Below are 25,987 nucleotides of genomic sequence, written 5' to 3' on the forward strand. Positions count from 1 at the left end.
CCCCCTTAAGAATCTCCGCGTTCACGGATAATAAAGCGAACCGGAGTTCCTTCGAGCCCAAAAGTTTCTCGAATCCGATTCTCCAGATAACGCTGATAGGAAAAATGGAATAATTCAGCCGAATTGACAAAGCACACAAATGTCGGCGGGTTCGTACTTGCCTGTGTCATATAATAAATTTTCAAACGCCGACCTTTATCGGTAGGTGGCTGTACACGTGCGGTCGCCTGCGCCAAAACATCATTGAGCATACCTGTCGCAATACGCATCGAATTTGATTTTGCAACTTGTTTAATCATGCTAAAAAGCTGGTCAATTCGCTGTCCGGTTTTTGCTGAGATAAAAATGATCGGTGCATAGTCCATAAAAGAAAAATCATTCTGCAGACTTTTGCGAAATGACTCCATTGTCCGCCCATCTTTTTCAACAGCGTCCCATTTATTAACAGCAATGATACATCCTTTTCCGCTTTCATGAGCAAGTCCGGCGACCTTACTGTCCTGCTCGGTGAATCCCTCGGTCGCATCAATCATAATAACGCACACATCCGACCGTTCGATTGCCATTTGTGCCCGCAGAACACTATAGTGTTCGATTGTATCTGTAACCCTGCTCTTCCGACGCAACCCCGCAGTATCGATCAAAACAAAATTGCCATAAGAATTTTCTACCTCTGTATCAATGGCATCTCTTGTTGTTCCAGCAACATCGGAAACAATACAGCGATTCTCTCCAACAATTTTGTTTATAAGAGAAGACTTTCCGGCATTTGGCTTTCCGATCACAGCTACATGAATCGTATCGACGGCGTCTTCTTCCTCTGTTTTCTCAGGGAGTAATTCTATGACCCGATCGAGAAGATCTCCGGTACCATGTCCGTGTACCGAAGAAACTGCAATCGGATCTCCTAATCCCAAATTGTAGAACTCATAAAATTCCATCGGAGGCTCCCCAATAGAATCCACTTTATTAACGCACAAAATGATCGGCCGACCGCTTTTCATCAACATCGCTGCAATATCTCGATCCGCTGCCAAAACACCGCCGTGAATATCGGTTACAAAGATAATCACATTCGCCGTATCGATTGCGAGCTGTGCCTGCTCGCGCATTTGTGACAGTAAAAGATCACTTGTTTTGACTTCAATTCCACCTGTATCAATCAAGCAAATCTTTCGGCCATCCCATTCGCACTCCCCATAGATACGATCTCTTGTTACACCAGGGGTATCTTCTACGATAGAGAGGCGAGCTCCGATCAATTTATTGAATAAAGTGGACTTGCCTACATTTGGCCGTCCTACGATCGCTACTACTGGCTTAGACATCATCTTTCCTCCCTAATACTGCATTCAAAAGTTCCCATCCATCATTTGGTACTAAGCGGATTGGAATATTCAATGCTTTTTTAACTTCGTCAATTGAAACATTGTCCAAAAATAAATCCTGCTCATGCCGAAGCATCACAGTTGGCAGCAAAAGTTCGTCTCCCAAATCTTTTCCTTGAAGCTGGGCAATCAAATCCTGTCCTGTGATAAGCCCCGCCACGGTAATGGTAGTCCCAAAAAAGTCATTGCGAATTGGACTCACCTGACAAATTAGATTATTACATTTTCTTTGAAATCCGTCAAGCAGTTCCTTTAAAAACGGAGCCGCTGCTGTTCCGGTTGCAAGTGTTACTTTTCTCATTTGAGAGGGCTCTTTAAAGTCTTCTGCTGCCATCTCAAATTCCTGCTTCTGGGATGCTAAAAGACCAACACCATTTTCCAGCTGATCAAAATCACCGTAAAATTCAGCATCTGGGATTGGAAGATTCGCTTTTAAATAAAATTCGTCTGCTGCATAACAAATACGATTCCCATATTTTTTAAAAAATCTCTCTCCCCATGATTCCGCCTGCTCTACTACTTTTTTTGCCTGCTGCGATGTGTAGGGAACAAGTGGATAAAGTCCATCGCGATACTTCGTCACTCCAAGAGGGACTAACGCAATACTTTGAACCGCCGGAACACAGGAAGAAAGGTCTCTCAAAGTTCGCTCTAATTCTTCCCCATCATTAACGCCTGGGCACAGCACCAGCTGGCAGTTAATCTTTGTATTGGCTTTTGCCAAACGATACAAATACTTTAAAGATTCTCCAGCAAGACGATTCCCCATCATTTTGCAGCGCAATTCTGGATTTGTAGTATGAACAGAAATATTGATCGGGCTAATATGCATTTGGATAATGCGATCTACTTCGCGGTCACTTAAATTTGTCATGGTAATATAATTGCCAAACAAAAAAGAAAGACGTGAATCATCATCTTTAAAATATAGTGTTTCCCGCATTCCCCTTGGAAGCTGATCAATAAAACAAAAAATACAGCGATTGGCACAGGAATGCTGTTGATCCATTAAATAAGTTTCGAATTCAAGGCCGATCGGTTCATATTGTCCCTTGTGAATTGAAACCGTGCGAACAGAATCTCCCCTTTTCAAAACCAGTTCCAAGTTTCGATTGGTTTCATAAAAGCGATAATCTAAAACATCAATGATAGGATGTCCATTAATAGAAATCAACTTATCTTGTCCCGTAATGCCCGCCAATGCCGCTGGAGTATCGGTCTGCACCTCTTTAATGGAAACTGCCACTGTATTTTTCACTTCCTCATAAAAAGAATATCCCAGCCAAAAAAATAGAGAAGGATTCCTCCTTCTCTACCATTTCCGGAAATCACAGAAGCTTAAGCCTCTTTTTTGATTACTTCTCTGCCATTGTAATAACCGCAGTTATTGCATACCCGATGAGCGAGCTTATATTCTCCACATTTTGGGCACTTCATCAGAGCCGGAGCGCTAATCTTCCAAACATTGGAACGCCGTTTATTTTGTCTTGCACTAGACAATTTCGCCTTTGGTACCGCCATCTCAGCACCTCCTTATTTTACTCTGGTCAATTTATCAATTTTTTTAGAACCTCAAGACGAGGATCTATTTGGTGAGATTTACAACCGCATGCCCCTTGATTCAAGTTTTTCCCACAAGTCTGGCATAAACCGCGGCAATCTTCCTTGCAGAGAAATTTAGTTGGCAAAGAAAGCAAAAGGTCTTCCTCTGCAAGCGCTGTTAAATCCAAGGCATCATTCTCTGCAACAATGTACTCATCGCTGTCTTCTTCATTTGATACATTTCTCACAAGCATATGAGAAAAAGGCATTTCCATATCCTTTTCGATGGGTTCTTCGCAGCGATCACACAAAGCAGAAAGATGATAAAAGATCTTCCCTGTCAACTGTAAATAACCACTTTTCCCAACGATTGTACCCTTTACCGTAACTGGAGAGGAAAACGGATGACATCGATTGTACTCGACTTTTGATAAATCAATCATTTCTGAAAAAGGAAGATTTCCTTTCTCTTCCGCAAACAATTTTTCTAAATTCAAAAGCATTTAAACACCTCGACACATTGCGCTACATTTGTTTATTATATAAGTATTGATAGTGTTTGTCAAGATAAAATCCACAAGATTTGCGCGTTTTTGCAGAAGAAGCGTCGGTTAAGCAAGAAAGCACTCCAAACGCACAAGGAATTTAAGCGAGAAAATCAGATCTCCTGAATAAATTTCTGTGCAGCTTCTGGAATTTCAGAATGATCTGCAGAAACCAAAAATGTAAATTTCACATCCGCCAGAGAGGACAGAGTGTTTACTTTTTCTGCAAAAGGAACCAAAGCTTCCAGATCAGGACCCATAATTTTCAGAGTGGAATCCACAAACACATCCGTCACATCATAATTTCCGGCACAAATGCCACTGACAAAGCCTAAAAGCGCGTCTGCACCTTTAATCCCGTATGCTTCGATATCAATCAAACGTGCAGCATGATCGACATCATAAGTAAGCTTTAGCCCTTTTTCAATGACAATAACGTTGCCCTTTGAATTTTTAACAGCCTCATTTGCGCGATCAATCAGTTTTTTGGTTTTTCCGGAGCCTTTTTTGCCAGTAATAAATGTAATCATGGTAGAATCCTCCTACTTTTTCGTTCTATATTTTATCTTATTTATCGTGATGAAGCCTTACTTCCAGAGCTTCCTTTTGTGCCTCATAACCAGGCTTACCTAAAAGGGCAAACATATTCTTTTTATAGCTTTCGACACCGGGCTGATTAAAAGGATTTACTCCCATCAGATAACCGGAAATCGCGCACGCTTTTTCAAAGAAATAAATCAGTTGTCCAAGAGAATCTTCAGAGAAGTCCGGGACATGAATGACTCCATTTGGAACCCCTCCATCCGTATGTGCAAGGACAGTTCCTTCAAAAGCCTTTTTATTGATATAGGACATACTCTTGCCTGCAAGGAAATTAAGTCCGTCTGTATTCTCCGGATCATTTCCGAGATAAATTTCCTTTTTGGCATGGTCAAACAGTACAACCGTTTCAAAAATAGAGCGGCGTCCCTGTTGGATATACTGTCCCATGGAGTGAAGATCTGTTGAGAAAACAACAGAAGCCGGGAACAATCCTTTTTGGTCTTTTCCTTCACTCTCTCCGAACAGCTGCTTCCACCATTCGTTCATCATTGTAAAACATGGTTCATAGCTTACAAGGATTTCAATTTCTTTACCCTTGCGATAAAGCAGATTTCTGGACGCTGCATACTGATAGCATGGATTTTCTGAAAGCTCCGGATTATCATAAGCTTCTCGTGCTTTAGCAGCTCCAGCCATCAAAGCATCAATATCACATCCTGCAACCGCGATTGGCAAAAGTCCTACTGCAGTCAAGACACTGTAGCGTCCGCCGACATCGTCCGGCACTACAAAAGTTTCATAGTCCTCTTTTGTTGCCAGCTGCTTTAAAGTTCCGCGTGCCTTATCAGTCGTACAGAAGATACGCTCTTTTGCGCCTTCTGCACCGTATTTTTTCTCAAGAAGGGCGCGCAAAACTCGGAAAGCAATTGCTGGCTCCGTTGTAGTACCAGATTTAGAAATCATATTAATGGAAACATCTTTTCCTTCACAGATTTCCATGACTTCCGCAAGAGCAGTTGAGCTGATACTATTTCCAATAAAATAAATATCCGGTGAATTCTTTTTCAGTGCATTGTAATTGTTGGATTTCAAAAATTCGATTGCTGCACGAGCTCCCAGATAGGAACCCCCAATACCGATTACTAGAAAGACATCAGTATTCTTACGAATTCGTTCTGCCGCTGCCTTAATGCGGGAAAATTCTTCTTTGTCATAGTTTACAGGAAGATCCACCCAGCCGAGAAAATCATTGCCGAGACCTGTTCCGTTGTGCAGAATTTGATGTGCAAGCTCTACTTGAGGGGCAAGCGCTTCATATTCCTGCGAAGATAAAAAAGAATCAAAGTAACATGTGTCATAGCGAAGAGACAATTTTAATTCCTCCTTGCGCTTTTTGATTGTTTATATTTTACAATATCTTGATAAAATTTGCAAGGCACGATAGCATAATTCGTGTTTGTTTCCTGTTATTTATCAGAGAAAGAAAATAAATTTTGGAGAAGCAAGTGAAAAACAGGCATTAATTCTGCTTTTTCAATATCTTTTGCTGCTAAAATTGGCACTGATCCAACCGTTTCGTCCCCAATCGAATAGGTAATCTCTCCTACCTGCTGTCCCTTTTGAATAGGAACCTCTAAAAATTCATCATAAGAAACTGTTGACTGTACCTCTTCCCCTTTTCCTTTCGAAACTAACGCACTTCCCGGATTTGCGATTGTAACAGGAACCTCATTCTCCATTCCATTCTGGATTTTTAAAGGCTGATATGCTTCTTCCGGAACTTCCAACGCACTCAAAGACCAGTTCGCAAATCCATAGTTCAGCAAAGTAGCCGCACTATTAAAACGATCTTTCGTATTGGAAGCACCCAAAACGACCGCGATCAAGTGCATACCGTCGCGCATTGCTGTTGCCGAAATGCAGCTGCCAGCTTTGCTGGTAGTTCCGGTTTTAAGTCCAGTGATTCCTTTATAGCTCTTCAAAAGCTTATTCGTATTAACGAGCTGCGTCTTTCCATCCCTTAATGAATCCATCCATGTACCGGTATAATCAAATATCTTTTGGTGCTTCATCAGCTCCCGCGACATCACTGCAACATCATAAGCACTGGTCACATGACCATCTTCATCAAGGCCGTTACAGTTTTTAAAGGTCGTATCGTTCATACCCAGTGCCTTCGCTTTTTCATTCATCTGAGCAAGAAACGCGTCTTCGCTTCCAGCGACAAATTCCGCCAAAGCAACTGCTGCATCATTTGCGCTCGCGATTACGGTTGCTTTGAGCATATCGTCGACGCTCATCGTTTCTCCCTTTTTTAGCCAGATATCTGACCCTCCCATAGAGGCAGCATGTTCACTGGCTGTAACCTGGTCGTCCAAATGGATCTTTCCGTCATCAAGGGCTTCCATCACTAAAAGGAGCGTCATCACTTTCGTAACAGATGCACAGGGACGCTGATCGTGCGAAGCTTTCTCGTACAGCACTTTTCCGGTTTCAGCTTCCATTAGGCAGGCACTCGGGGCTGGCAGTTCTTCATCTGAAAGTGCATAGGCATGCAGCGAAAACGCCTGTAATACAAAAACGACTGAAAGAACAGCAGCTAAAATTCTTCTTTTCTTCATTTTTTAGGACACCTCCTCGCTTTTATTTCTATGCAGGAGATTTCCATTTTAACATTAGAAAAAGCCAAGTTCTTAAACAGAACTTGACTTTTCTATTATTATATTTTCCGAACAGAGATTCCTCGTCCGGAAAGATATTCTTTTAACTGTGGAATACTGATTTCTCCAAAGTGAAATAAACTTGCAGCCAGAACAGCATCCGCTTTTCCTTTTGTAAAAGCGTCATAAAAATGTTCCAATGCTCCGGCTCCACCGGAAGCAATTACAGGGACCGAGACAGATTCAGAAATTGCCGCCGTTAAAGCAAGGTCATATCCTTTTTTCTGCCCATCTTCGTCCATGCTGGTCACTAAAAGTTCTCCTGCTCCCAACTCGGTTGCTTTTTTTGCCCACTCCAACGCATCTATTCCAGTATCAATACGGCCGCCGTTGATATAAACAGTCCAGCCTCCTTCTTCTTTCCTTTTTGCGTCAATTGCACAAACAACACACTGACTTCCAAATTTTTTGGCAGCTTCCTCAATCAGCTCTGGATTTCGAATCGCAGCAGAATTCACTGAAACTTTATCAGCGCCTGCCCTTAACAAAGCCGTAAAGTCTTCTACCGTGCGGATACCTCCGCCAACTGTAAAGGGAATAAAAATGTGATCTGCCACAGAACTAACATACTGCAGCTGTGTTCCCCTTGATTGAGCAGAAGCTGTAATATCCAGCAAAACCAGTTCATCAGCTCCCTGACGATCATATTCGATTGCACATTCCACCGGATCTCCTGCGTCTCTCAAATTAATAAACGACGTTCCTTTGACTACTCGTCCGTTTTTTACATCCAAACAAGGAATGATTCGTTTTGCATACATTAAGCATTGCCCTCCCCGATCATTGAAACAAAGTTTTCCAAAATCTTCAGGCCTACCTGCCCACTTTTTTCAGGATGAAACTGAGTTGCAAATAAATTGCCGCGCTGGACAGCCGCATCAATCTCAACTCCATAAGAAGTGGTTGCAATGACTTGATGACGTTTTTCTGCTTTTAAGTAATAAGAATGTACAAAATAAACATAAGAATTTTCTGGAAGATTTTCAAACAAACCTGTATGGCACTTAAAGTTTAAACTATTCCAACCAATATGCGGAACCTTAAGACCTGGGCCATCTGGAATTCGAAGGATTTTTCCCGGAAGGATTCCAAGTCCCTTAACTCCCTCACCTTCTTCGCTGCTTTCAAACAACATTTGAAGTCCCAAACAAATTCCTAGAAAGGGTTTATTCTGTCCGATAAAGTGATAAATTTCCGGAACCATCCCTGACTTTTGAAGACTGTTCATCGCATCTCCAAAAGCACCTACTCCGGGCAAAACTGCTGCATCTGCACGTTGCAGCTCTTTCGGATCAGCTGTTACCTTGACTTCACAGCCAATATAGTGAAAAGCTTTTATCACGCTCTGCAGGTTTCCGGCTCCATAATCGATCAAAGCTATCATTTTTCACGCCCCCCATATTGCGTTTATTTTAACATGATTTCTTAAAAATCGCAATTTCTTTTCTAATATTCTAAAATGATTGACAAACTATTTAAAAAGTTTTAATATAAAAAACATTGTTCTTGAATTGTCTGGAGGGAAAACTGTGGACTACTTTGCTCTGTTTGGAATTGCCGTTGGCCTTTCAATGGACGCTTTTGCAGTCAGCATCACAAATGGTGCCGTCACAAAAAAGCTGCGCTTTTCTTTTGCTCTGAAATTAGCCTGCAGTTTTGGATTATTTCAGGGAATCATGCCTGTCATTGGGTGGCTGGTCGGAATTACCGGCGCTTCTTTAATAGAAAGCGTTGATCATTGGATTGCTTTGATCCTTTTGAGTATCATCGGAATTCAAATGTTGAAAGAATCCCGCCATAAAGAAACAGCTGTTTGCTACCAAAATGATCTATCATGGAAACAAATTTTAGTGCTTGCCGTTGCCACCAGTATTGATGCTCTTGCAACAGGCGTAATTCTTCCGAATGCAGTTGGTGCTTCAACGCCTCTTTTAATGCTTTTAGCTGTTAGTATTATTGCAGTCGTAACATTCTTTTTTTGTCTCATTGGTGTTTATATTGGAAAAAAGTTTGGCCCTCTTTTGAGCAACCGCGCAGAACTTTTTGGTGGAATCGTTCTGATCGCAATCGGCATTGAAATTTTCGTTGAGCATATGTGGTTTTCCTAACATTATTTCCCGGAAAATAAAATGATCGGTTTTCAATAAAATTCCTTTTACTGAAAGCCGACCATTTTTTAAATATCGTCATTTTGAAAATTTGGGGCGCATTGATAGCGCTTATATAATTCACGGATTCTCTCTTGCATCTCATGACGCACGATCGTCGGCGACAAAACTGTCATGACTCCGCTGTACTGTAAAAGCCATTCATACAGCCCATCACTGATACTAACATCTGTACGGGCTGTAAAAACATCCTTACTGTTATCACACTCCAAAAATTTCAAAGAATCTCCAAAGCGATCCAGCATGATTTCTAATGCAGAATTTTTGCAGCGAATCAAAAGGGTCTGTCTTTCCCCGTTGTACATGTAAAAAGAATGCCGCAAATAATCATCTGCATCAAAAGTTCCACGATAAGAACAAACTTCTTCAAATGGACGTGCCGGTTCCTCCAGGATCTCTACTCTGTGCATACGGTCCAAACGATAATTCGAAACGACATCATATTTTTTATAATTACAAGCTAAATAATATTTGTCGTGACTCCATAATAAAGCATAGGGACTCAGAATAAATTCTCGTCCAAAATCAAGCGTTACTCGGTTGTGCCAAAGGATCTGATGCTGATACACCATACGAATTTTCTTTTTGGCACGAATTGCTTTTTCCAGTGTATCAATTGTATAAAAAATTTCTCCATTTTTATATTTATAAGTTCTGTCAAAACTGATTTGACGGCACATATCTTCCGCCTGATGTACACTCATCAAACTTTTGAGGTGATCAACGAGTTGTTTCGTCCACTCTTCTGTTATAAAAGGAGCACTTAAAACGGCATCCATTAGCACACGCACCTCTGCAGTTTCGAATGAAGACGACTCTGCAAGGTAAAAGCCTCTTTGGGTTGAGCCATTGGATTTTATAAAATCATACCCAGCATCTTTTAAAGCTTTTAAGTCCCTGCCGAGTGTCTTTCGGCTACAGGAAAGGCCTTCTTGTTCCAAAAGTTTGCCGACTTCTAAAAGGGTAATCGGATGATCTTGATCTGAATTCTTTCTGAAAATCTGAAGCATTTTTAATAAACACAATTTTTCTTTATTAACATTCGAATCCAATTTCTCTCTCTCCTATTTTTATTTGCTTAATTTTACCATATTTTTAAAAATACAACAACACCCGACAGGATAAGTGATTTCTTGTCTTTTGGCGGCAAATCTGATATAATATAAAACAAATAATTAAAGTAACCAAACGTGGTAGGAGGTTCTTTTGGAATGGATTTTTATGAGGAATATCAAAGCAAACTGACAACTGCTGAGGATGCAGTCAAGGTTGTCAAATCCGGTGACTGGGTGGATTATGGATGGTGTCTTGGGACTCCTGTTGTCCTCGATAAAGCTTTAGCTGCACGATACAATGAACTGACGGATGTAAAACTTCGCGGCGGCGTTGTCATGCATCCCTTGGAGATTGCTAAAGTACCGGATGCGCCAACCCATTTTACATGGAACAGCTGGCATATGAGCGGAATTGAACGCAAAATGATTTCTCTCGGAATGGCATATTACAGCCCCATGCGTTATTCAGAGTTGCCTCGTTTTTATCGCGAAAACCTGGATCCGGTTGACGTTGTCATGATTCAGGTTGCTCCTATGGATGAACATGGCTATTTTAACTTTGGCCCCAGTGCTTCACATATTACTGCAATGTGTGAAAAAGCAAAAACGATTATCGTTGAAGTCAATCAAAATATGCCTCGCTGCCTAGGCGGTTTTAACGAAGGAATTCATATCAACAAAGTAGATATGGTTGTAGAAGGTCCAAACGATCCGATCGACGCAACTGGTGCAGAAGCTCCTGCTACTGAAATTGACAAAGCTGTCGCAAAACTAATTGTAGAAGAAATTCCAAATGGTGCCTGCCTACAGCTCGGAATTGGCGGCATGCCAAACGCTGTTGGTTCCATGATCGTTGACTCTGATCTAAAAGATCTTGGCGTTCATACAGAAATGTACGTTGATGCTTTTGTAAAAATTGCAAAAGCCGGAAAAATCAACGGGTCAAAGAAAAATATTGATTACGGACGTCAGACTTATGCTTTTGGCTCTGGCTCCAAAGAAATGTATGAATACATGAATAACAACCCTGCACTGATGAGTGCACCTGTTGATTATACAAACGACGTTCGCACAGTTGCAGCTCTTGATAATTTTATCTCCATTAACAATGTGATTGATGTTGACCTTTATGGACAAGTGAATGCAGAATCCGCTGGGATTAAGCAAATCAGCGGTGCCGGCGGACAGCTTGATTTCGTTATGGGTGCTTATTTAAGTCATGGCGGAAAGAGCTTCATTTGTTGCTCTTCTACTTTCACCAACAAAAAAGGCGAAACGATTTCCCGTATTTTACCGACTTTGAAAAACGGCTCCATCGTAACAGATACCCGTTGCAATATTCAATGGCTTGTTACCGAATACGGAAAAGTAAACTTAAAGGGGCTTTCCACTTGGCAGCGCGCTGAAGCGATTATTAGCGTTGCACATCCAAAATTCCGTGATCAATTAATTAAAGATGCTGAAGCACAGAATATTTGGCGTCAGTCCAACAAAATTTAAATTCAGTTTCTACATAAGGCCCTTATCTTTCATCCTTTTTCAAACGACGATGAAAGACAAAGGCCTTTTTTAATGATTTTTTTGACTTTCCGGCAACCGATTCCTTTTTGTATATTTTGCGGTAAATTAAGAACATATTAAAAAAGCCACCCTTCTCCCAAATGGAAAAAGGGTGGCTTTTTATTCTCTTAGCAAAAAAATCAGGAAAAATGATCCTTATTTGCTTGCTTCCAAAGCTTTAATTGCTTCAGTCAGCATCGGGACAACTTTAAACAAGTCGCCAACGATACCATAAGAAGAAATATCGAAAATAGGAGCATCAGCATTTTTATTGATAGCAACGATGCATTCGGAATCCTGCATACCAGCCTGATGCTGAATTGCACCGGAAATACCGAGTGCAACATAAATGCGAGGATGAACGGTCTTGCCAGTCTGTCCGACCTGATGATCGGAAGAAATCCAGCCAGCATCGACAACTGCACGAGAAGCGCCTACGACGCCGCCCAATACATCAGCCAGATCCTGCGCAATTTTAATGCCCTTTTCGACATCTTTGCTGATACCACGTCCAACAGAAACAACGACATCAGCACCGATCAAATCGACCATCTTCTTGGCTGCTTTCTCAACATCAAGAACCTCTACATGGATATCGTCCTTTTTAAGGGCAATATTCAGATTCTCGACAACAACCTTCTGTGCACCAGCCTCATCATAAGGCTGAGTCTTCATAACGCCCGGACGAACAGTAGACATCTGCGGACGAAAACGCGGGCAAATAATGGTAGCCATCAAGTGGCCGCCAAATGCCGGACGAGTCATCTTCAAATTGGTATTGTTCTCAAAGGGGGTATGATCGACATCAATGGTAGAAGTCGTCTTCAAAAACGCCTTATACTTTTCAGTATCTACATCCAGATGGGTGCAGTCGGCAGTCAAACCGGTATGCAGACGAGCTGCACAGCGAGGTCCAAGGTCACGACCAATGTTGGTAGCACCGATCAGGAGAACCTCAGGTTTTTTCTCTTTGACAGCATCACAGATTACTTTTGCATAACCGTCTGTTGTATAGGTCTCTAAGAGCTCACTATCACAAACATATACACGATCAGCGCCGTATCCGCCAAGGCCCTTGACATACTCTTCTTTAATATTATGACCAAGCAAAATGCCACAAAGCTCTACTCCTAGGTCATTGGCCAGTTTACGGCCTTCGCTCAGCAGCTGATAGGTGGTACTCATAATTACGCCTTCGCGCTGCTCACAAAATACCCACACGCCCTTAAAGGCGGCGGTGTCTTTACTATTAAATTCAGCCATTTATTACATCTCCTTTCAAATTAGATAAGGTGTTTCCCGTCCAGAATACCAACGAGCTTTTCGCAAGTTGCTTTATCTGCGCCCTCCAGCATTACGCTGGCACCTTTAAGCGGAGGCGAGAAAGACTTATACACATTGGTCGGAGATCCTTTAAGGCCGATTGTATCCAGATCAACCAGCGGATCATCTTTCAATGCCTCATAGTTGAAAACATCCAAAGGCTTGGAATAGCATTCAAAAATGCCTCCAACACTCATATAACGGGGTTCGTTCAGCTCTTTAATGCAGGTTAAGAGGCACGGAGTCTGAACTTTCAGCATCATAAATCCGTCTTCCAGCATACGCTTTACGACGAGATCTTTGCCTTCAACTTTAATATCTGCTACATAGGTAACCTGCGGCATACCGAGTTTTTCAGCAATCTGCGGGCCAACCTGTGCGGTATCGCCATCAATAGCCTGACGGCCACAGAATACGACATCCTCAGGACCTACACCGATCTTCTTAATCGCAGCAGCCAGAATCTGACTGGTTGCATAGGTATCACTGCCGCCGAATTCACGTGCAGAAACCAAAACCGCACGATCTGCACCGCGGGCAAGGATTTCACGCAGCATTCCCTCTGCCGGAGGGGGTCCCATGGAAACGACAATCACTTCGCAGCCTGTTTTTTCTTTCAGTTGAAGAGCAGCTTCAACTGCATTCATATCATCAGGGTTGGTGATTGTTGCCATGGAAGAACGATCCATAGTGCCATCTGCTTTAACAGCAACGACACCAGAGGTATCCGGGACTTGTTTTACACAAACAATAACTTTCATGTCGAATATTCCCTCCAGTTCCTTATTTCAAGCCGAGATGGCCAGAAATGACAATGCGCTGAACCTCGGAAGTACCCTCATAGATCTCAGTGATCTTTGCATCACGCATCATGCGCTCAACAGGATACTCACGGGTGTAGCCATATCCGCCGAACAGCTGTACGCAACGGCGGGTAACATCGCTGGCAGTCTCAGCAGCTACCAATTTTGCCATAGCGGCGTCAACCGTATAAGGCTCATGATTCTGCTTCTTCATTGCGGCGGAATAAACCAGCCACTTTGCAGCTTCGGTCTTTGCATACATATCCGCCAGCTGGAACTGGGTGTTCTGAAACTGAGAAATACGTTTACCGAACTGAACACGCTCTTTGGTGTATTTAATGGTCTCTTCAATTGCGCCTTCTGCAAGGCCAAGAGCCTGGGAAGCGATGCCGATACGGCCGCCGTCCAAAGTCTCCATAGCAATCTTAAAGCCCTGACCCTCTTTGCCAAGGAGATTCTCCTTAGGCACAATGCAGTCCTCCATGACAAGTTCTGCAGTAGAAGAGCCACGAATACCCATTTTCTTTTCAGGCTTGCTTACAGAGAAACCCTTGAAATCACGCTCTACGATAAAGGCTGAAATATCTTTAATCTTGCGGCCTTTTGCATTGAGGTGATGACCGGTTACAGCAATAATAACAAATACGTTTGCTACACCAGCATTCGTGATGAAAATTTTGGAGCCATTCAGTACATAATGGTCTCCTTCAAGAACAGCGGTTGTCTGCTGACCCTGAGCATCAGTGCCAGCGCCAGGTTCGGTTAAACCAAAGGCGCCGATCCATTCGCCAGAGCACAGTTTCGGCAGATACTGTTTCTTCTGCTCCTCAGTGCCGTGCTCATAAATTGGAGCACCGCAAAGAGAAGTATGAGCAGAGACAATAACACCAGTAGTGCCACAAACTTTGCTCAGTTCCTCAACGGCCATTGCATAGCTGAGAACATCTCCGCCAGCACCGCCGTATTCCTTTGGAAAATAAATGCCCATCATGCCCAGCTTGGCCATCTTTTCCACGGTCTCCATAGGAAAGCGCTCGTCTTCGTCAACTTCCTGCGCCAGGGGTTTTACTTCGTTTTCCGCGAAGTCGTGATACATCTTACGAAGCATCTCTTGTTCTTTGGACAGGTGCAAATCCATGCATATACCTTCTTCCTACTATAGTTGTGTTACAAAACGGAATCATAAATATCAGAGACAGCACTGCCTGCTGGGAATACTGACAGTATTACACTGATTATCGATTCCTAATAAGCATCGGAATACGAATTATTTGCGATAATCGTAAAAACCGACACCGGTCTTGCGGCCGAGTTTTCCGGCACGGACCATCTTTTTAAGCAGCGGATGAGGACGATATTTCGGATCGCCGGTCTCGCTCTGCAGGACCTCCATAATGGCAAGGCAGATATCCAGGCCGATCAAATCGCCCAGAGCCAGAGGCCCCATCGGATGATTTGCGCCCAGTTTCATTGCCGTATCAATTCCTTCAACGGAAGCTACGCCGTCTGCATAGATACCGATTGCCTCATTGATCATCGGAATTAAAATACGGTTTACAACAAATCCGGCAGCTTCTTTTACCTGTACCGGAGTTTTGCCGATCTTTTCGGCAATTTCAATAATCTTCTGAACCTGCTCATCGGTAGTCGTCTCTCCTGCAATCACCTCAACCAGCTTCATAACAGGAGCCGGGTTAAAGAAATGCATTCCTACGACAGGACGGTCAAGTCCATTGGAGATTTCAGTAATCGAAAGAGATGATGTGTTACTTGCAAAGATTGCATCTTTCCTGCAAATTGTCTGGAGCTGTTTGAAAATATTTTTCTTGATATCCATCTTTTCAAGAGCAACTTCAATCACCAAATCGCAATCTGCAACGATTTCGTTTGTGCCGGTGCTGATTTTTGCAAGGATTGCATCTGCAGCGGCCTGTTCCATTTTTCCCTTTGCAACACGGCTGGAAAGATTCTTCTGAATTTTCCCCTTACCGCCTTCTGCCCATTCTGCTTTGATATCACAAAGAGCAACTTCAAATCCTTCTGTCTGGGCAAAAGCCTGAGCAATACCGGAGCCCATAGTGCCGGCACCAATTACGCCAACTTTCATGATTGTCTTCTTACCTCCAAAAATTATTTATAAGAAATCAACCTATTTATGATGTAATAATCAAAAGAAAAGCATTTAAAAAGCTTTCTGAAGATAACGGATAAAATCACTTATTCTCAAAAGGCTCATGTTTTCTCTTTTCAACGAAGGCTGTCATACCTTCTTTTTGATCGCAGCTCTCAAAGCAACTGCTAAAGAACTGCTCTTCCAGAACAACAGCTTCATCCATATTCATCTGAAGTCCCTTATTTAAAGCCTGCTTGCTTGCACGCACTGCAATTGGAGCATTTACCGCTATTTTATTTGCCAATTTCATAGCAGCAGGCATCAGTTCCTCCTGCGGATAAACTGCATTCACCAATCCCAGCTGATAAGCACGGTCCGCCTTAATCTTTGTTCCGGCATAAATCATTTCTTTTGCCATTCCCTTTGCGATTAAGCGAGCCAAACGCTGCGTACCACCAAATCCGGGAGTAATCCCCAAACCGGTCTCAGGCTGGCCAAAAACAGCATTCTCTGAAGCAAGACGAATATCACAGGAGAGGCTTAGCTCACAGCCGCCGCCAAGAGCAAATCCATTAACTGCAGCAATAACAGGCAGTGGAAATTTAGCAATTTTCCGAAAAAGTTCATTTCCCTTTTGCCCGAATTTCACTGCCTCACAGCGTGTCATTTTGCTCATAGCCGCAATATCTGCTCCGGCAACAAAAGCCTTGGTGCCGGCTCCCGTAATTACTACACAACGAAAATAGTCCTGATCGATCTGATCAAAAGCAGCATTAAGGTCGTCCAAAACTTGGTTGTTCAAAGCATTTAAAGCCTTTTCGCGGTCAATCGTAAGGACTACGACCATTCCCTGCTGTTCGAACTTTACATAGCTCATTTTTTGTTCCTCTTTATTTATTGTAAGCCTTTACAATTGTTGCGCAGCCCATGCCGCCGCCAATGCACAATGTAGCAAGACCATATTTAGAATTGCGTTTCTGCATTTCATGTAAGAGGGTAACAAAAATACGGCAACCGGAAGCACCAACAGGATGTCCCAATGCAATTGCACCACCATTTACGTTTACCTTGCTCATATCAAACTTCAGCTCACGAGCAACAGCAACGGACTGTGCAGCAAAAGCTTCATTTGCTTCAATCAAGTCCATATCGGAAACTTTCATGCCGGTCTTTGCCATTGCTTTCTTTGTAGCAGCAACTGGTCCAATACCCATAATAGCAGGATCAACACCAGCAAGTGCGCCGCCAACCCACTCGACCATTGGAACAACGCCAAGTTCTTTAGCTTTCTCTTCGCTCATGACGACAACTGCTGCTGCACCATCATTAATTCCGGAAGAGTTTGCTGCAGTAACAACACCATCAGGCTTTTTAAAGGCCGGAGGCAGTTTGGAAATGCTGTCAGCAGTTACGCCTGCACGCGGGCCCTCATCGGTATCAACAATGACGGTTTCCTTCTTCTTCTTTACTTCAACAGGAATGATTTCATCCTTAAACTTGCCTTCTGCCTGAGCCTTTTCACATTTCTGCTGGCTCCATGCAGCGAACTCATCCAATTCGCGGCGGGTCAAGTGCCAACGCTCTGCAATATTCTCAGCAGTCATGCCCATATGATAGTTATTAAAAGCATCCCACAATCCATCATTGACCATGGTATCAATGATCGTTGCATTGTTCATACGATAGCCAAAACGAGCTTTGGTCATTGCATAAGGAGCCAAGGACATGTTCTCCATGCCGCCAGCGATTACAACATCCGCATCTCCTGCAAGGATCATATCAGCAGCCATATTAACGCTGTTCAGGCCGGAACCGCAAACAACATTCAAAGTAACCGCAGGAGTCTCAATCGGCAGTCCTGCATTCAAAGCTGCCTGACGGGCAACGTTCTGGCCCAAAGCCGCCTGAAGGACGCATCCCATCAATACCTCATCAACATCTTTTGGCTGAATGCCGGCACGCTTAACCGCCTCACGAATTACGATCTCGCCTAATTTCGCTGCAGGTACTGTGGAAAGAACGCCGCCCATTTTACCAACAGCAGTACGGCAAGCACCTGCAATGACAATCTTTTTCGACATAGTTTTTTTTTCCTCCATTTCAATTTTGCAAAAATGGTTTTCCGAATATCGAAAACACGTCTAACGTCTATCATTTTTTGCAAACAAAAGCTGTGAATTTTCTCCAATAAACACAACTTGCCTGCACAAAAACATTCAAGACTTGCACGGCAAAAATAATTTCTTCGAAACTCATAAGAATTCCAAAGAAAATTATTGTTGTTCCCGATCTTCGAAAGCCCTCACAAAGTCATTATATCATAAAACAAACAAGCTGGTAAAGTTTTTTGATAGAAAAGTTACATTTTAGGAATGGTTTTTCTGAAAATCGGGTAAAATAAATTCATTTTTTGCAAAAAACTTTTTAAAGAAAGAGAAATAAAGCTGTTTTTATCCAAATTTGTTTAATTTTTCTTTTTAAAACTGTCTTTTAAAGAAACAGAACGGTTAAAAATTAGATGATCTTGAGTAGAATCTTGGTCTAAACAAAAGTATCCCTGTCTCATAAACTGAAAAAATGCCGGAGCCTTTGCTTGCATCATGGAAGGCTCCACCTTGCACTCTGTGAGAATTTCCAAAGAATTTGGATTGAGCAGTTCCAAAAAGTTTTCTTGTTCCGGTTCAGGTACTGTAAAAAGATTGTCATAAAGGCGTACTTCAGCGGAAATTGCCGTATCAGCGTCAAGCCAATGAATCGTCCCTTTTACTTTGCGTCCATCCGGTGTATTTCCGCCGCGGGTAGCAGGATCATATTGGGCCAAAACCTCTGTCACATTCCCGTCAGAATCTGTTTTGCAGCCTGCACAGCGCACCACGTAGGCAGTCTTTAGGCGCACTTCATTACCAGGGAACATCCGAAAATATTTCTTGATAGGCTCCTGCATGAAATCTTCCTGTTCGATCCAGAGATTTCTGGAAAAAGTCACGGTTCTAGTACCGTCTTCCGGATGTTCCGGATTATTTTCGACTTCAAACGTTTCACTTTTTCCTTCTGGATAATTGGTAATTGTCAGCTTTATAGGATGAAGCACCGCCATCGTACGGCGTGCATTTTGATTCAAATCTTCTCTAAGACAATGCTCCAAAAAGCTGAATTCTACTATGGAATTTACTTTAGCGACTCCGATTCGTTCACAAAAATTGCGAATAGAAGCCGGTGTAAAACCACGGCGACGCAGTCCACAAAGTGTTGGCATTCTAGGATCATCCCAGCCACTGACATAATTCTTTTCTACCAACTGACGCAATTTGCGCTTACTCATTACCGTATTATTGATTCCGAGACGTGCAAACTCAATCTGGCGTGGCTTTGCAGGTAAATCCACATGCTCGATTACCCAGTCGTAAAGCGGTCGGTGATCCTGAAATTCCAAGCTGCAAAGAGAATGTGTGATTCCTTCGATTGCATCTTCAATTGGATGTGCAAAATCGTACATCGGATAAATACACCAGTCATTTCCTGTACGATGATGCTTCATATGATTAATTCGGTAAATAACCGGATCTCTCATATTAAAGTTGCCGGAGTTTAAATCAATCTTTGCACGCAGCGTCATTCTGCCGTCCTCAAATTCCCCTGCTTTCATTCTTCCGAAAAGATCAAGGCTCTCTTCTATTGGGCGATCCCGATAAGGGCTCACTGCCGGGTGGCTCAAATCTCCGCGATTATCGTGCATCTGCTCCGGAGTCAACTCGCAGACATAAGCAAGCCCCTCCCGAATCAGTTTAACTGCCAATTCGTACATCTTCGGAAAATAATCGGACGCATAATAGAAACGGTCCTCCCAATCAAATCCCAACCACTTAATATCTCGTTTGATAGAATCAACGTATTCTACATCCTCTTTGGTCGGATTGGTATCATCCATACGCAGATTGCACATACCACCGTATTTTTCCGCTGTACCAAAATCAATGCAGATCGCCTTGGCATGCCCAATGTGAAGATAACCATTTGGCTCAGGCGGAAAACGCGTATGGACTTTTTTCCCATAATCACGTCCGCCTTCTGCCAAGTCCTCCTCAATCAAAGTATGAATAAAGTTTCCGGAATTGTCTTCTGCGGGTTCCACTATTTTATGATCACTCATGTGATTAACGCTCCTTACGCTTTCAGTTTTTCAAGACCCAATGTTAGCCTCCTCAGGGATTCTTTTTTCCCTAGGATGGATAAAATCTCCATTGCACCTCCAGGAGTCACCGTTTGTCCCGCCGCTGCAATTCGTACCGGCCACAGTAAAGTTCCGTTTTTCACTTCAGAGTCTTTGGCAAGCTGAAGCAGTTTGTCATGCAGAGAAGGGACGCTCCAATCTTCCATGGAAGATAGCAGATCAATTGATTTTTGGAGCATCACTGGGGCATTTTCTAAAGTTGCCTTGCTTTTTTTATTGATAAAAAAGTCTGTCGAATAATCCGGCAGTTCTTTAAAGAACTGCAGCATTTGAGGAACTTCGGTAAATTTCAGGACACGTGGCTGAAGAATATCCGCAAGGATTTCAGTGTCCGGCAGATTCTCCCCGAAGACTTCTTTAAAATAAGGAGTTGCCTGACGAATAAATTCTTCTTTTGGCATCTCGTGAATATATTCCCCATTCATCCAGGTAAGTTTTTCATAATCAAATACTGCTGGGCTCTTGCTGATTCCATCGAGCGAAAAAGCATTGCACAATTCCTGCAAAGAATAAATTTCACGGTTATCTTTAGGGGCCCAACCCAAAAGTGCAATATAGTTGACAATGGTTTCCGGCAAATATCCTTCTTTGATCAAATCAGCAAATCCGGTAGAGCCATGGCGCTTTGAAAGCTTACTGGTTGTCCCATCGGCATTGCGGCCCATAATCAGCGGCAAATGTACATAAACCGGAACTTCCCAGCCAAATGCCTCATATAGCAGATTATATTTTGGTGTACTCGTCAGATATTCGCACCCACGCACAACATGAGTGATATGCATCAGGTGATCATCAATCACGTTTGCAAAATTATAAGTCGGATATCCGTCTGATTTAATTAAGACTTGATCTTCCAACATTTTATTCTCAATGGTGATCTCTCCAAATACGGAATCGACAAAGGTAGTGCTGCCTTCCAGCGGCATTTTCTGTCGAATAACCCACGGCGTACCCATATCTAAAAGCCGTTGCACTTCTTCTTTAGGAAGATTGCGGCAATGACGGTCATAGCCACCGAACGTGTTCTCCTGATGCAGAGATTCCAAACGTTCCTTGGTGCAGAAGCAATAATAGGCTTTTCCTTCCTCTACCAGTTTCTCAGCATAAGGAAGATAAATATTTTTCCGTTCACTCTGAATATATGGGCCGTATTCTCCCCCGAGATCCGGGCCTTCGTCATGCTGCAAACTGACTTGTTGTAATGTATGATAAATGACATCTACAGCGCCCGGCACCAAACGTTCTTGATCAGTATCTTCAATTCTCAGGATAAATTTTCCCCCCTGGGATTTTGCTACTAAATAAGCATACAGTGCTGTGCGCAAATTTCCCACATGCATAAAGCCGGTAGGACTTGGCGCAAAACGGGTACGGACAATCGTTTTTTCCATCCAAAACGCCTCTTTCTTTGATACGGTCTGTCTATATTATAACGAAAGCTTCAATTTTTCGCAATAATTTTTATGATTTTCCTTTTATTGTTCCTCATTTTAACAAACATTATCATGTAAGGCCATTTTTAATATCTCAATTATCCGAAAATAATCTTAAAAAAGCATTAAAAATTTTCATCTGATTTTGAAGATAGACATAAGGATAACATGATAACCAGAAAGGGCTGATACGAAATGCTTTATCGTACCAACCCCCATTTAATCTTCTTTTTTCGATAAGTCATAAGAATCTGCAAGATACTGTGATGCTTTTTCAATTCCTTCTGCAGTCAATGAGAACTCTTTTTCAGTTTTATCTTCTGCTAATTCACAGCAAACAGGAGAATGCCAAATGGAAATATTCAGGATACCATCTCCCGGCTCTGCAGCATAATTAAACCCATTTTCGATTCCAGTTCCAACACTCCCTGTGTATCGATTTCCAGAAGCAAAATATAAGATACCGGGAAGATCAAACTGCTTTTTTTCATCAAAACCCATAAAGCTTCTCCTTTTCTTTTTTTATTATCACAAAACACCAAAAGGCTAAATTATATGTAAAAAGCAAAAACAGTTAGCCTTGTAAACCAAATTAGAAAAACAATAAGCAACGAACCATTGTACCCTTTTTAATGAGCAGAAAAGCTATAGCCAGCCATAGAAAAATCATCATAAAACACGTAGTAATTGCGTAGTAACCGCCAACGTTTCCAACGATTTTCAGCATTCTTGATGCAAAAACAAAAAAATAAATCCGCATCAAATAGTCAGGAAATGGCTATCTAATGCGGTTTTCTTTGGTCCGAGTGGCGAGACTTGAACTCACGGCCTCTTGACCCCCAGTCAAGCGCGCTACCAACTGCGCCACACCCGGAAATTGACAACGTTGATTATTTTATCATAAGTGTCCTTAAAAATCAAGTCATTTCCCAGAAAACTTATGCACTACAATGAAACGTTGCCATTGCCACCAGACACCAATCAGGTTAAATCATCCAGATTGTTTCCATTAAAAAACTTATCATGTACCGCAAGAACCGCACGATCTGCATCTTTGTCGGCCAACAATACGGAAATTTTAATTTCACTCGTCGAAATCATCTGAATATTAATGTTCGCTTCAAAAAGTGCTTCAAACATCTGTGCAGCGATTCCAGGATGAGATTCCATTCCGGCACCTACTGCGCTCACTTTTGAAACATGATCATCATAGGTCAGACTGGAAGCTCCTATCAAATCAAGATAAGGCGAAAGAATATCTAAAGCTTCTTTTAAATTTCCTGCATTCACTGTGAAACTAATATCCTTTGTTCCGTTACGTCCCACAGACTGAAGAATAATATCTACATTGATTCCCTTAGCAGAAAGCTTTGAAAAAATCTTAAAAGCAAGACCGGGACGATCCGGCACACCGATAATTGAAATTCGTGCAACATCTTCATCTTTTGCCACACCGCTAATCAGCATCTTCTCCATTTTGGTTGCCTCCTTGACGATTGTACCTTTTTTCCGAGTTAAGCTGGAGAGAACCTCCAGTTCAATATTATACTTTTTCGCCATTTCTACAGAACGATTATTTAGAACCTGTGCACCCAAAGATGCTAATTCCAACATTTCATCATAAGAAATACAATCCAATTTCTTAGCTCCAGGAACCTTGCGTGGATCTGCCGTAAAAACGCCTTCTACATCGGTAAAAATCTGACAAAGATCCGCATGCATTACCGCTGCAATCGCAACAGCGCTGGTATCGCTGCCGCCACGTCCCAGTGTTGTTACATCCCCACATTTATTAATTCCTTGAAATCCTGTTACTACCACAATATTTTTCTTGTCAAGCGCCTGACGAATTCTGCTTGGCGCCACCCGCTTAATTCGGGCATTTCCATATGCACTACTGGTCTCAAACCCGGCTTGCCAGCCCAAAAGTGAAACGACTGGAAAACCAAGCTTTTCAATCGCCATCGCCAGCAAAGAAGCACTCATCTGCTCCCCTGCCGTTAAAAGCATATCCATTTCTCTTTTACTTGGATCTGGATTGATTTCTGCAGCTTTTTTAATTAGATCATCTGTTGTATCTCCTTGGGCAGAGACAACAACAACCACGTCATTTCCCTTCTGATATGTTTTCGTTACAATATCAGCTACGTTAAATACACGTTCCGCGTTTGCAACGGAACTTCCCCCAAATTTCTGAACAATTAAGCTCATGGATGTTCTCTCCTCATAAAAAGTTTGTCTTAATTGTAAAACTCACTCAACAAAGATCTGTGCCCCATTTGATTCTGCGTTCAGCAGTTTTACCTGCCAATCTCCAATTTGCTTTTCTTTCAAACGTTCTTTCGCAAGCTTTGTAAAATGATCTGCAACCGTACTTTCAACCATTGCCAGGATTGACGGGCCTGCACCACTGACACAGGTTCCCAGACAGCCAAGCTCATAGCTGAGACGAAAGACTTGGTCGTAGTTTGGAATTAAAGACGAACGATACGGTTGATGAATTCTATCCTCCACCGCAACTCGGAGATTTTCAAGATTTCCTGAAAACAAAGATGCTGTCATTAATGCAGACCTGGACAAATTATAAATGGCATCCTGTCTGCTATAGGTATCCGGTAAGACAGATCGCGCTTTTTCAGTCTTCAACTCAAACGGAGGAATAAAAAGCACAAAGCGAATTTTATCAGAGACCGGCACACTCACACTGTAAACTTTTCCGGCTTCAATCGCAGAAGCTACTAAGCCACCTTTTATCGCTGGTGCAACATTATCTGGGTGTCCTTCAATTTTCGTTGCCAGACTAACAAGTTCCATTTGATTCATTGGAGAACCCAAAAGTCTGTTGGCTCCTGCTAATCCTGCCACGATGCAGGCAGAACTGCTGCCAAGCCCGCGTGCCATTGGAATATTATTTAGCTGAACAATTTTTAATCCCGACAGTTTATGCCCACACTCTTCATAAAGCTGTTTTGCCGCCCAAAAAATCAGATTGGTTTCATCTTTCGGCACATCGACTTCATCTTTACAGGAAATATCGATATGGTCCGATTCTTCCATCCATACCTGATTATATAAATTCAGGGCGATTCCCAAGGCATCAAACCCAGAGCCGAGATTGGCACTGGTCGCCGGTATCTGGATTCTGATCATTTTACTGCACATCCTATCTCTTATACTATGCATTCATCACATATCGCCCACTCGAATTGTATTTTGAATTTCCATTCCTGCTTTTTTAAGCACAATACATTTTTTGCGGAATTCGTACTCCTGCATGGCATCCGTAACAAAAGCAAATTCCCCTAGTGGTGCATTCTTTCGCTTTAAATGTTCCAATGTTGGAAATTCTTTCTTTGCAAGGGCAAGTCCTTTTTCTGCATCTTCATTATATTTTGCACAAACATAAAATGCGCGGATATCCTTTGTATAATCATCGATATAATCCGGAGAACCGGCATCCCAGAATAAATATTTTCTGGCTTTTAAATGCTTTACGCAATCAATGACGTCTGCTACTACTGCACTTGCGGTCGGCAGCTTTCCGGCGCCTTTTCCATAGAACAAAACATCTCCAGTTGCATCGCCGCGTACCATAATTGCATTAAAAACATTATCAACTGTAGCAATCTGACTATCAGAAGGAATAAACATTGGACATACAATGATTTGCAGACGCCCATTCTCTTCTTTTTTCACTTCGCCAATCAGCTTGATAACTCCATGCCAAGAATCCGCGTATTCCACGTCAGTCTTACGAATCTCAGTAATTCCCTCTGTGTGAACCTGTTCCGGATAAACATGATGTCCATAAGTCAAAGATGCAAGAATGCAAATTTTACGGCAGGCATCCATGCCTTCAATATCCGCAGAAGGATCATGTTCCGCATAGCCGAGCTTTTGTGCCAACTTCAGTGCATCTTCAAAAGACATATTATCGTGGAACATCTTCGTCAAAATAAAATTGGTCGTTCCATTTAAAATACCGCAGATTCCAACCACATCATTTGCAGCTAGACACTGACTGATCGGCCTTAAAATTGGAATACCGCCTCCGACACTTGCTTCAAAAAGAAAATTCAAATTTTTTTCTTGAGCAATTTTGAGCAGCTCCGCTCCTTTTGAAGCAACCAACTCTTTATTGGAAGTAACAACGCTTTTCCCGGCTTCTAAAGAACGGCGCACATACTCATACGCCGGGTTTAACCCGCCGATCGCTTCGACAACAATTTTAATGTCCGGATCATCAACGATTTCATCAAAAGATTTTGTGAATTCTCCCTGAAGAGAACTTTCCGCATGATCTCTTCTGATTAGGATATATTTAACATTAATTTTTTCTTTTGCGCGTTGCGCAATGCTGTCAGCGTGTGTTGTTAAAATTTCCACAACGCCGGAGCCGACAACGCCATATCCAAGAACTGCTATTTCTATCATTCGCAAAGCCCCCCTCAAACTGCATAATCATTAAAGGCTAAATTTAGACTTAACTTTTATAGTTTATCATGTTTTTCTACAACTTTCAACTAATTCACTTGATTTAAGACGAAGAAAAAGAACAGGCGG

General features: G+C 42.3%; 24 protein-coding genes and 1 tRNA gene. 2 read left to right on the forward strand and 23 right to left on the reverse strand.

Features of this window, described 5'->3' with window-relative positions; genetic code table 11:
* Positions 1-5: 5 nt before the first annotated feature.
* The 9 genes from der to hisH all read right to left on the reverse strand — a co-directional run bounded on the left by der (position 6) and on the right by hisH (position 8,122).
* The gene (der, locus tag ACVS9P_RS06090; RefSeq protein WP_452102707.1) at positions 6-1,328 is read right to left on the reverse strand and encodes a ribosome biogenesis GTPase Der; all 1,323 of its coding nucleotides are present in this window, start codon (positions 1,326-1,328) and stop codon (positions 6-8) included.
* Positions 1,321-2,634 carry a DUF512 domain-containing protein gene (locus ACVS9P_RS06095; protein WP_452102708.1) on the reverse strand — a complete coding sequence of 438 codons (1,314 nt, stop codon included), beginning with the start codon at positions 2,632-2,634 and terminating at the stop codon, positions 1,321-1,323. The genes der and ACVS9P_RS06095 overlap by 8 nt, the downstream gene beginning before the upstream one ends.
* Positions 2,635-2,726: 92 nt before the next feature.
* Positions 2,727-2,909, reverse strand: a complete 183-nt coding sequence (gene rpmF, locus ACVS9P_RS06100) for a 50S ribosomal protein L32 (protein WP_180340739.1) — start codon at positions 2,907-2,909, stop codon at positions 2,727-2,729.
* Between the two features lie 26 nt (positions 2,910-2,935).
* Positions 2,936-3,433, reverse strand: coding sequence for a YceD family protein (locus tag ACVS9P_RS06105; protein WP_452102709.1), 498 nt, complete (start codon positions 3,431-3,433; stop codon positions 2,936-2,938).
* A gap of 155 nt (positions 3,434-3,588) precedes the next feature.
* The gene (locus tag ACVS9P_RS06110; protein ID WP_452102710.1) at positions 3,589-4,005 is read right to left on the reverse strand and encodes a hypothetical protein; all 417 of its coding nucleotides are present in this window, start codon (positions 4,003-4,005) and stop codon (positions 3,589-3,591) included.
* Between the two features lie 37 nt (positions 4,006-4,042).
* Positions 4,043-5,389: a glucose-6-phosphate isomerase gene (locus ACVS9P_RS06115; protein ID WP_452102711.1), complete on the reverse strand. Its 1,347-nt coding sequence runs from the start codon at positions 5,387-5,389 to the stop codon at positions 4,043-4,045.
* 95 nt (positions 5,390-5,484) lie between these two features.
* Positions 5,485-6,639, reverse strand: coding sequence for a D-alanyl-D-alanine carboxypeptidase family protein (locus ACVS9P_RS06120; RefSeq protein ID WP_452102712.1), 1,155 nt, complete (start codon positions 6,637-6,639; stop codon positions 5,485-5,487).
* A 98-nt stretch (positions 6,640-6,737) separates the two neighbouring features.
* Positions 6,738-7,499 (reverse strand): imidazole glycerol phosphate synthase subunit HisF, encoded by a 762-nt coding sequence (gene hisF / locus ACVS9P_RS06125; RefSeq protein ID WP_452102713.1) that lies wholly within the window; start codon positions 7,497-7,499, stop codon positions 6,738-6,740.
* The gene (gene hisH, locus ACVS9P_RS06130; protein WP_452102714.1) at positions 7,499-8,122 is read right to left on the reverse strand and encodes an imidazole glycerol phosphate synthase subunit HisH; all 624 of its coding nucleotides are present in this window, start codon (positions 8,120-8,122) and stop codon (positions 7,499-7,501) included. Before hisH ends, hisF begins: the two co-directional genes overlap by 1 nt.
* Before the next feature lie 145 nt (positions 8,123-8,267).
* Between hisH and ACVS9P_RS06135 the strand changes: the two genes are divergently transcribed.
* Positions 8,268-8,846 (forward strand): manganese efflux pump MntP, encoded by a 579-nt coding sequence (locus ACVS9P_RS06135; RefSeq protein ID WP_452102715.1) that lies wholly within the window; start codon positions 8,268-8,270, stop codon positions 8,844-8,846.
* 68 nt (positions 8,847-8,914) lie between these two features.
* Here ACVS9P_RS06135 and ACVS9P_RS06140 read toward each other — a convergent pair whose 3' ends face one another.
* Positions 8,915-9,958, reverse strand: coding sequence for a helix-turn-helix transcriptional regulator (locus ACVS9P_RS06140; protein WP_452102716.1), 1,044 nt, complete (start codon positions 9,956-9,958; stop codon positions 8,915-8,917).
* A gap of 159 nt (positions 9,959-10,117) precedes the next feature.
* Between ACVS9P_RS06140 and ACVS9P_RS06145 the strand changes: the two genes are divergently transcribed.
* Positions 10,118-11,461, forward strand: a complete 1,344-nt coding sequence (locus tag ACVS9P_RS06145; protein ID WP_452102717.1) for a butyryl-CoA:acetate CoA-transferase — start codon at positions 10,118-10,120, stop codon at positions 11,459-11,461.
* Positions 11,462-11,677: 216 nt separating this feature from the next.
* On the opposite strand, the gene acrA is transcribed toward ACVS9P_RS06145, so the two are convergent.
* The 13 genes from acrA to ACVS9P_RS06210 all read right to left on the reverse strand — a co-directional run bounded on the left by acrA (position 11,678) and on the right by ACVS9P_RS06210 (position 25,858).
* Positions 11,678-12,784: an acryloyl-CoA reductase electron transfer subunit beta gene (acrA, locus tag ACVS9P_RS06150; protein ID WP_452102718.1), complete on the reverse strand. Its 1,107-nt coding sequence runs from the start codon at positions 12,782-12,784 to the stop codon at positions 11,678-11,680.
* Between the two features lie 20 nt (positions 12,785-12,804).
* Entirely contained in the window at positions 12,805-13,605 is an 801-nt protein-coding gene (gene acrB / locus ACVS9P_RS06155) for an acryloyl-CoA reductase electron transfer subunit gamma (protein ID WP_452102719.1), read from the reverse strand.
* Positions 13,606-13,627: 22 nt separating this feature from the next.
* Positions 13,628-14,785 carry an acyl-CoA dehydrogenase gene (locus tag ACVS9P_RS06160; RefSeq protein WP_452102720.1) on the reverse strand — a complete coding sequence of 386 codons (1,158 nt, stop codon included), beginning with the start codon at positions 14,783-14,785 and terminating at the stop codon, positions 13,628-13,630.
* A gap of 129 nt (positions 14,786-14,914) precedes the next feature.
* Entirely contained in the window at positions 14,915-15,754 is an 840-nt protein-coding gene (locus ACVS9P_RS06165; RefSeq protein ID WP_452102721.1) for a 3-hydroxyacyl-CoA dehydrogenase NAD-binding domain-containing protein, read from the reverse strand.
* A 106-nt stretch (positions 15,755-15,860) separates the two neighbouring features.
* Positions 15,861-16,637: an enoyl-CoA hydratase-related protein gene (locus ACVS9P_RS06170; protein ID WP_452102722.1), complete on the reverse strand. Its 777-nt coding sequence runs from the start codon at positions 16,635-16,637 to the stop codon at positions 15,861-15,863.
* A 13-nt stretch (positions 16,638-16,650) separates the two neighbouring features.
* Positions 16,651-17,841, reverse strand: a complete 1,191-nt coding sequence (locus ACVS9P_RS06175; protein WP_452102723.1) for an acetyl-CoA C-acetyltransferase — start codon at positions 17,839-17,841, stop codon at positions 16,651-16,653.
* A 383-nt stretch (positions 17,842-18,224) separates the two neighbouring features.
* Positions 18,225-19,910: a glutamine--tRNA ligase/YqeY domain fusion protein gene (locus tag ACVS9P_RS06180; protein ID WP_452102724.1), complete on the reverse strand. Its 1,686-nt coding sequence runs from the start codon at positions 19,908-19,910 to the stop codon at positions 18,225-18,227.
* A gap of 14 nt (positions 19,911-19,924) precedes the next feature.
* The gene (gene gltX, locus ACVS9P_RS06185; RefSeq protein WP_452102725.1) at positions 19,925-21,382 is read right to left on the reverse strand and encodes a glutamate--tRNA ligase; all 1,458 of its coding nucleotides are present in this window, start codon (positions 21,380-21,382) and stop codon (positions 19,925-19,927) included.
* A 261-nt stretch (positions 21,383-21,643) separates the two neighbouring features.
* Positions 21,644-21,925, reverse strand: coding sequence for a hypothetical protein (locus ACVS9P_RS06190; RefSeq protein ID WP_452102726.1), 282 nt, complete (start codon positions 21,923-21,925; stop codon positions 21,644-21,646).
* Between the two features lie 297 nt (positions 21,926-22,222).
* Positions 22,223-22,298: transfer RNA gene (locus ACVS9P_RS06195), tRNA-Pro, on the reverse strand.
* A gap of 107 nt (positions 22,299-22,405) precedes the next feature.
* Entirely contained in the window at positions 22,406-23,635 is a 1,230-nt protein-coding gene (locus tag ACVS9P_RS06200; RefSeq protein ID WP_452102727.1) for an aspartate kinase, read from the reverse strand.
* A 42-nt stretch (positions 23,636-23,677) separates the two neighbouring features.
* Complete coding sequence (gene thrB / locus ACVS9P_RS06205; protein ID WP_452102728.1) at positions 23,678-24,574, reverse strand: homoserine kinase; 897 nt, start codon at positions 24,572-24,574, stop codon at positions 23,678-23,680.
* A 36-nt stretch (positions 24,575-24,610) separates the two neighbouring features.
* Positions 24,611-25,858: a homoserine dehydrogenase gene (locus tag ACVS9P_RS06210; protein ID WP_452102729.1), complete on the reverse strand. Its 1,248-nt coding sequence runs from the start codon at positions 25,856-25,858 to the stop codon at positions 24,611-24,613.
* Between the last annotated feature and the right edge of the window lie 129 nt (positions 25,859-25,987).

Source organism: Caproicibacterium sp. NSD3 (genome assembly GCF_053613275.1).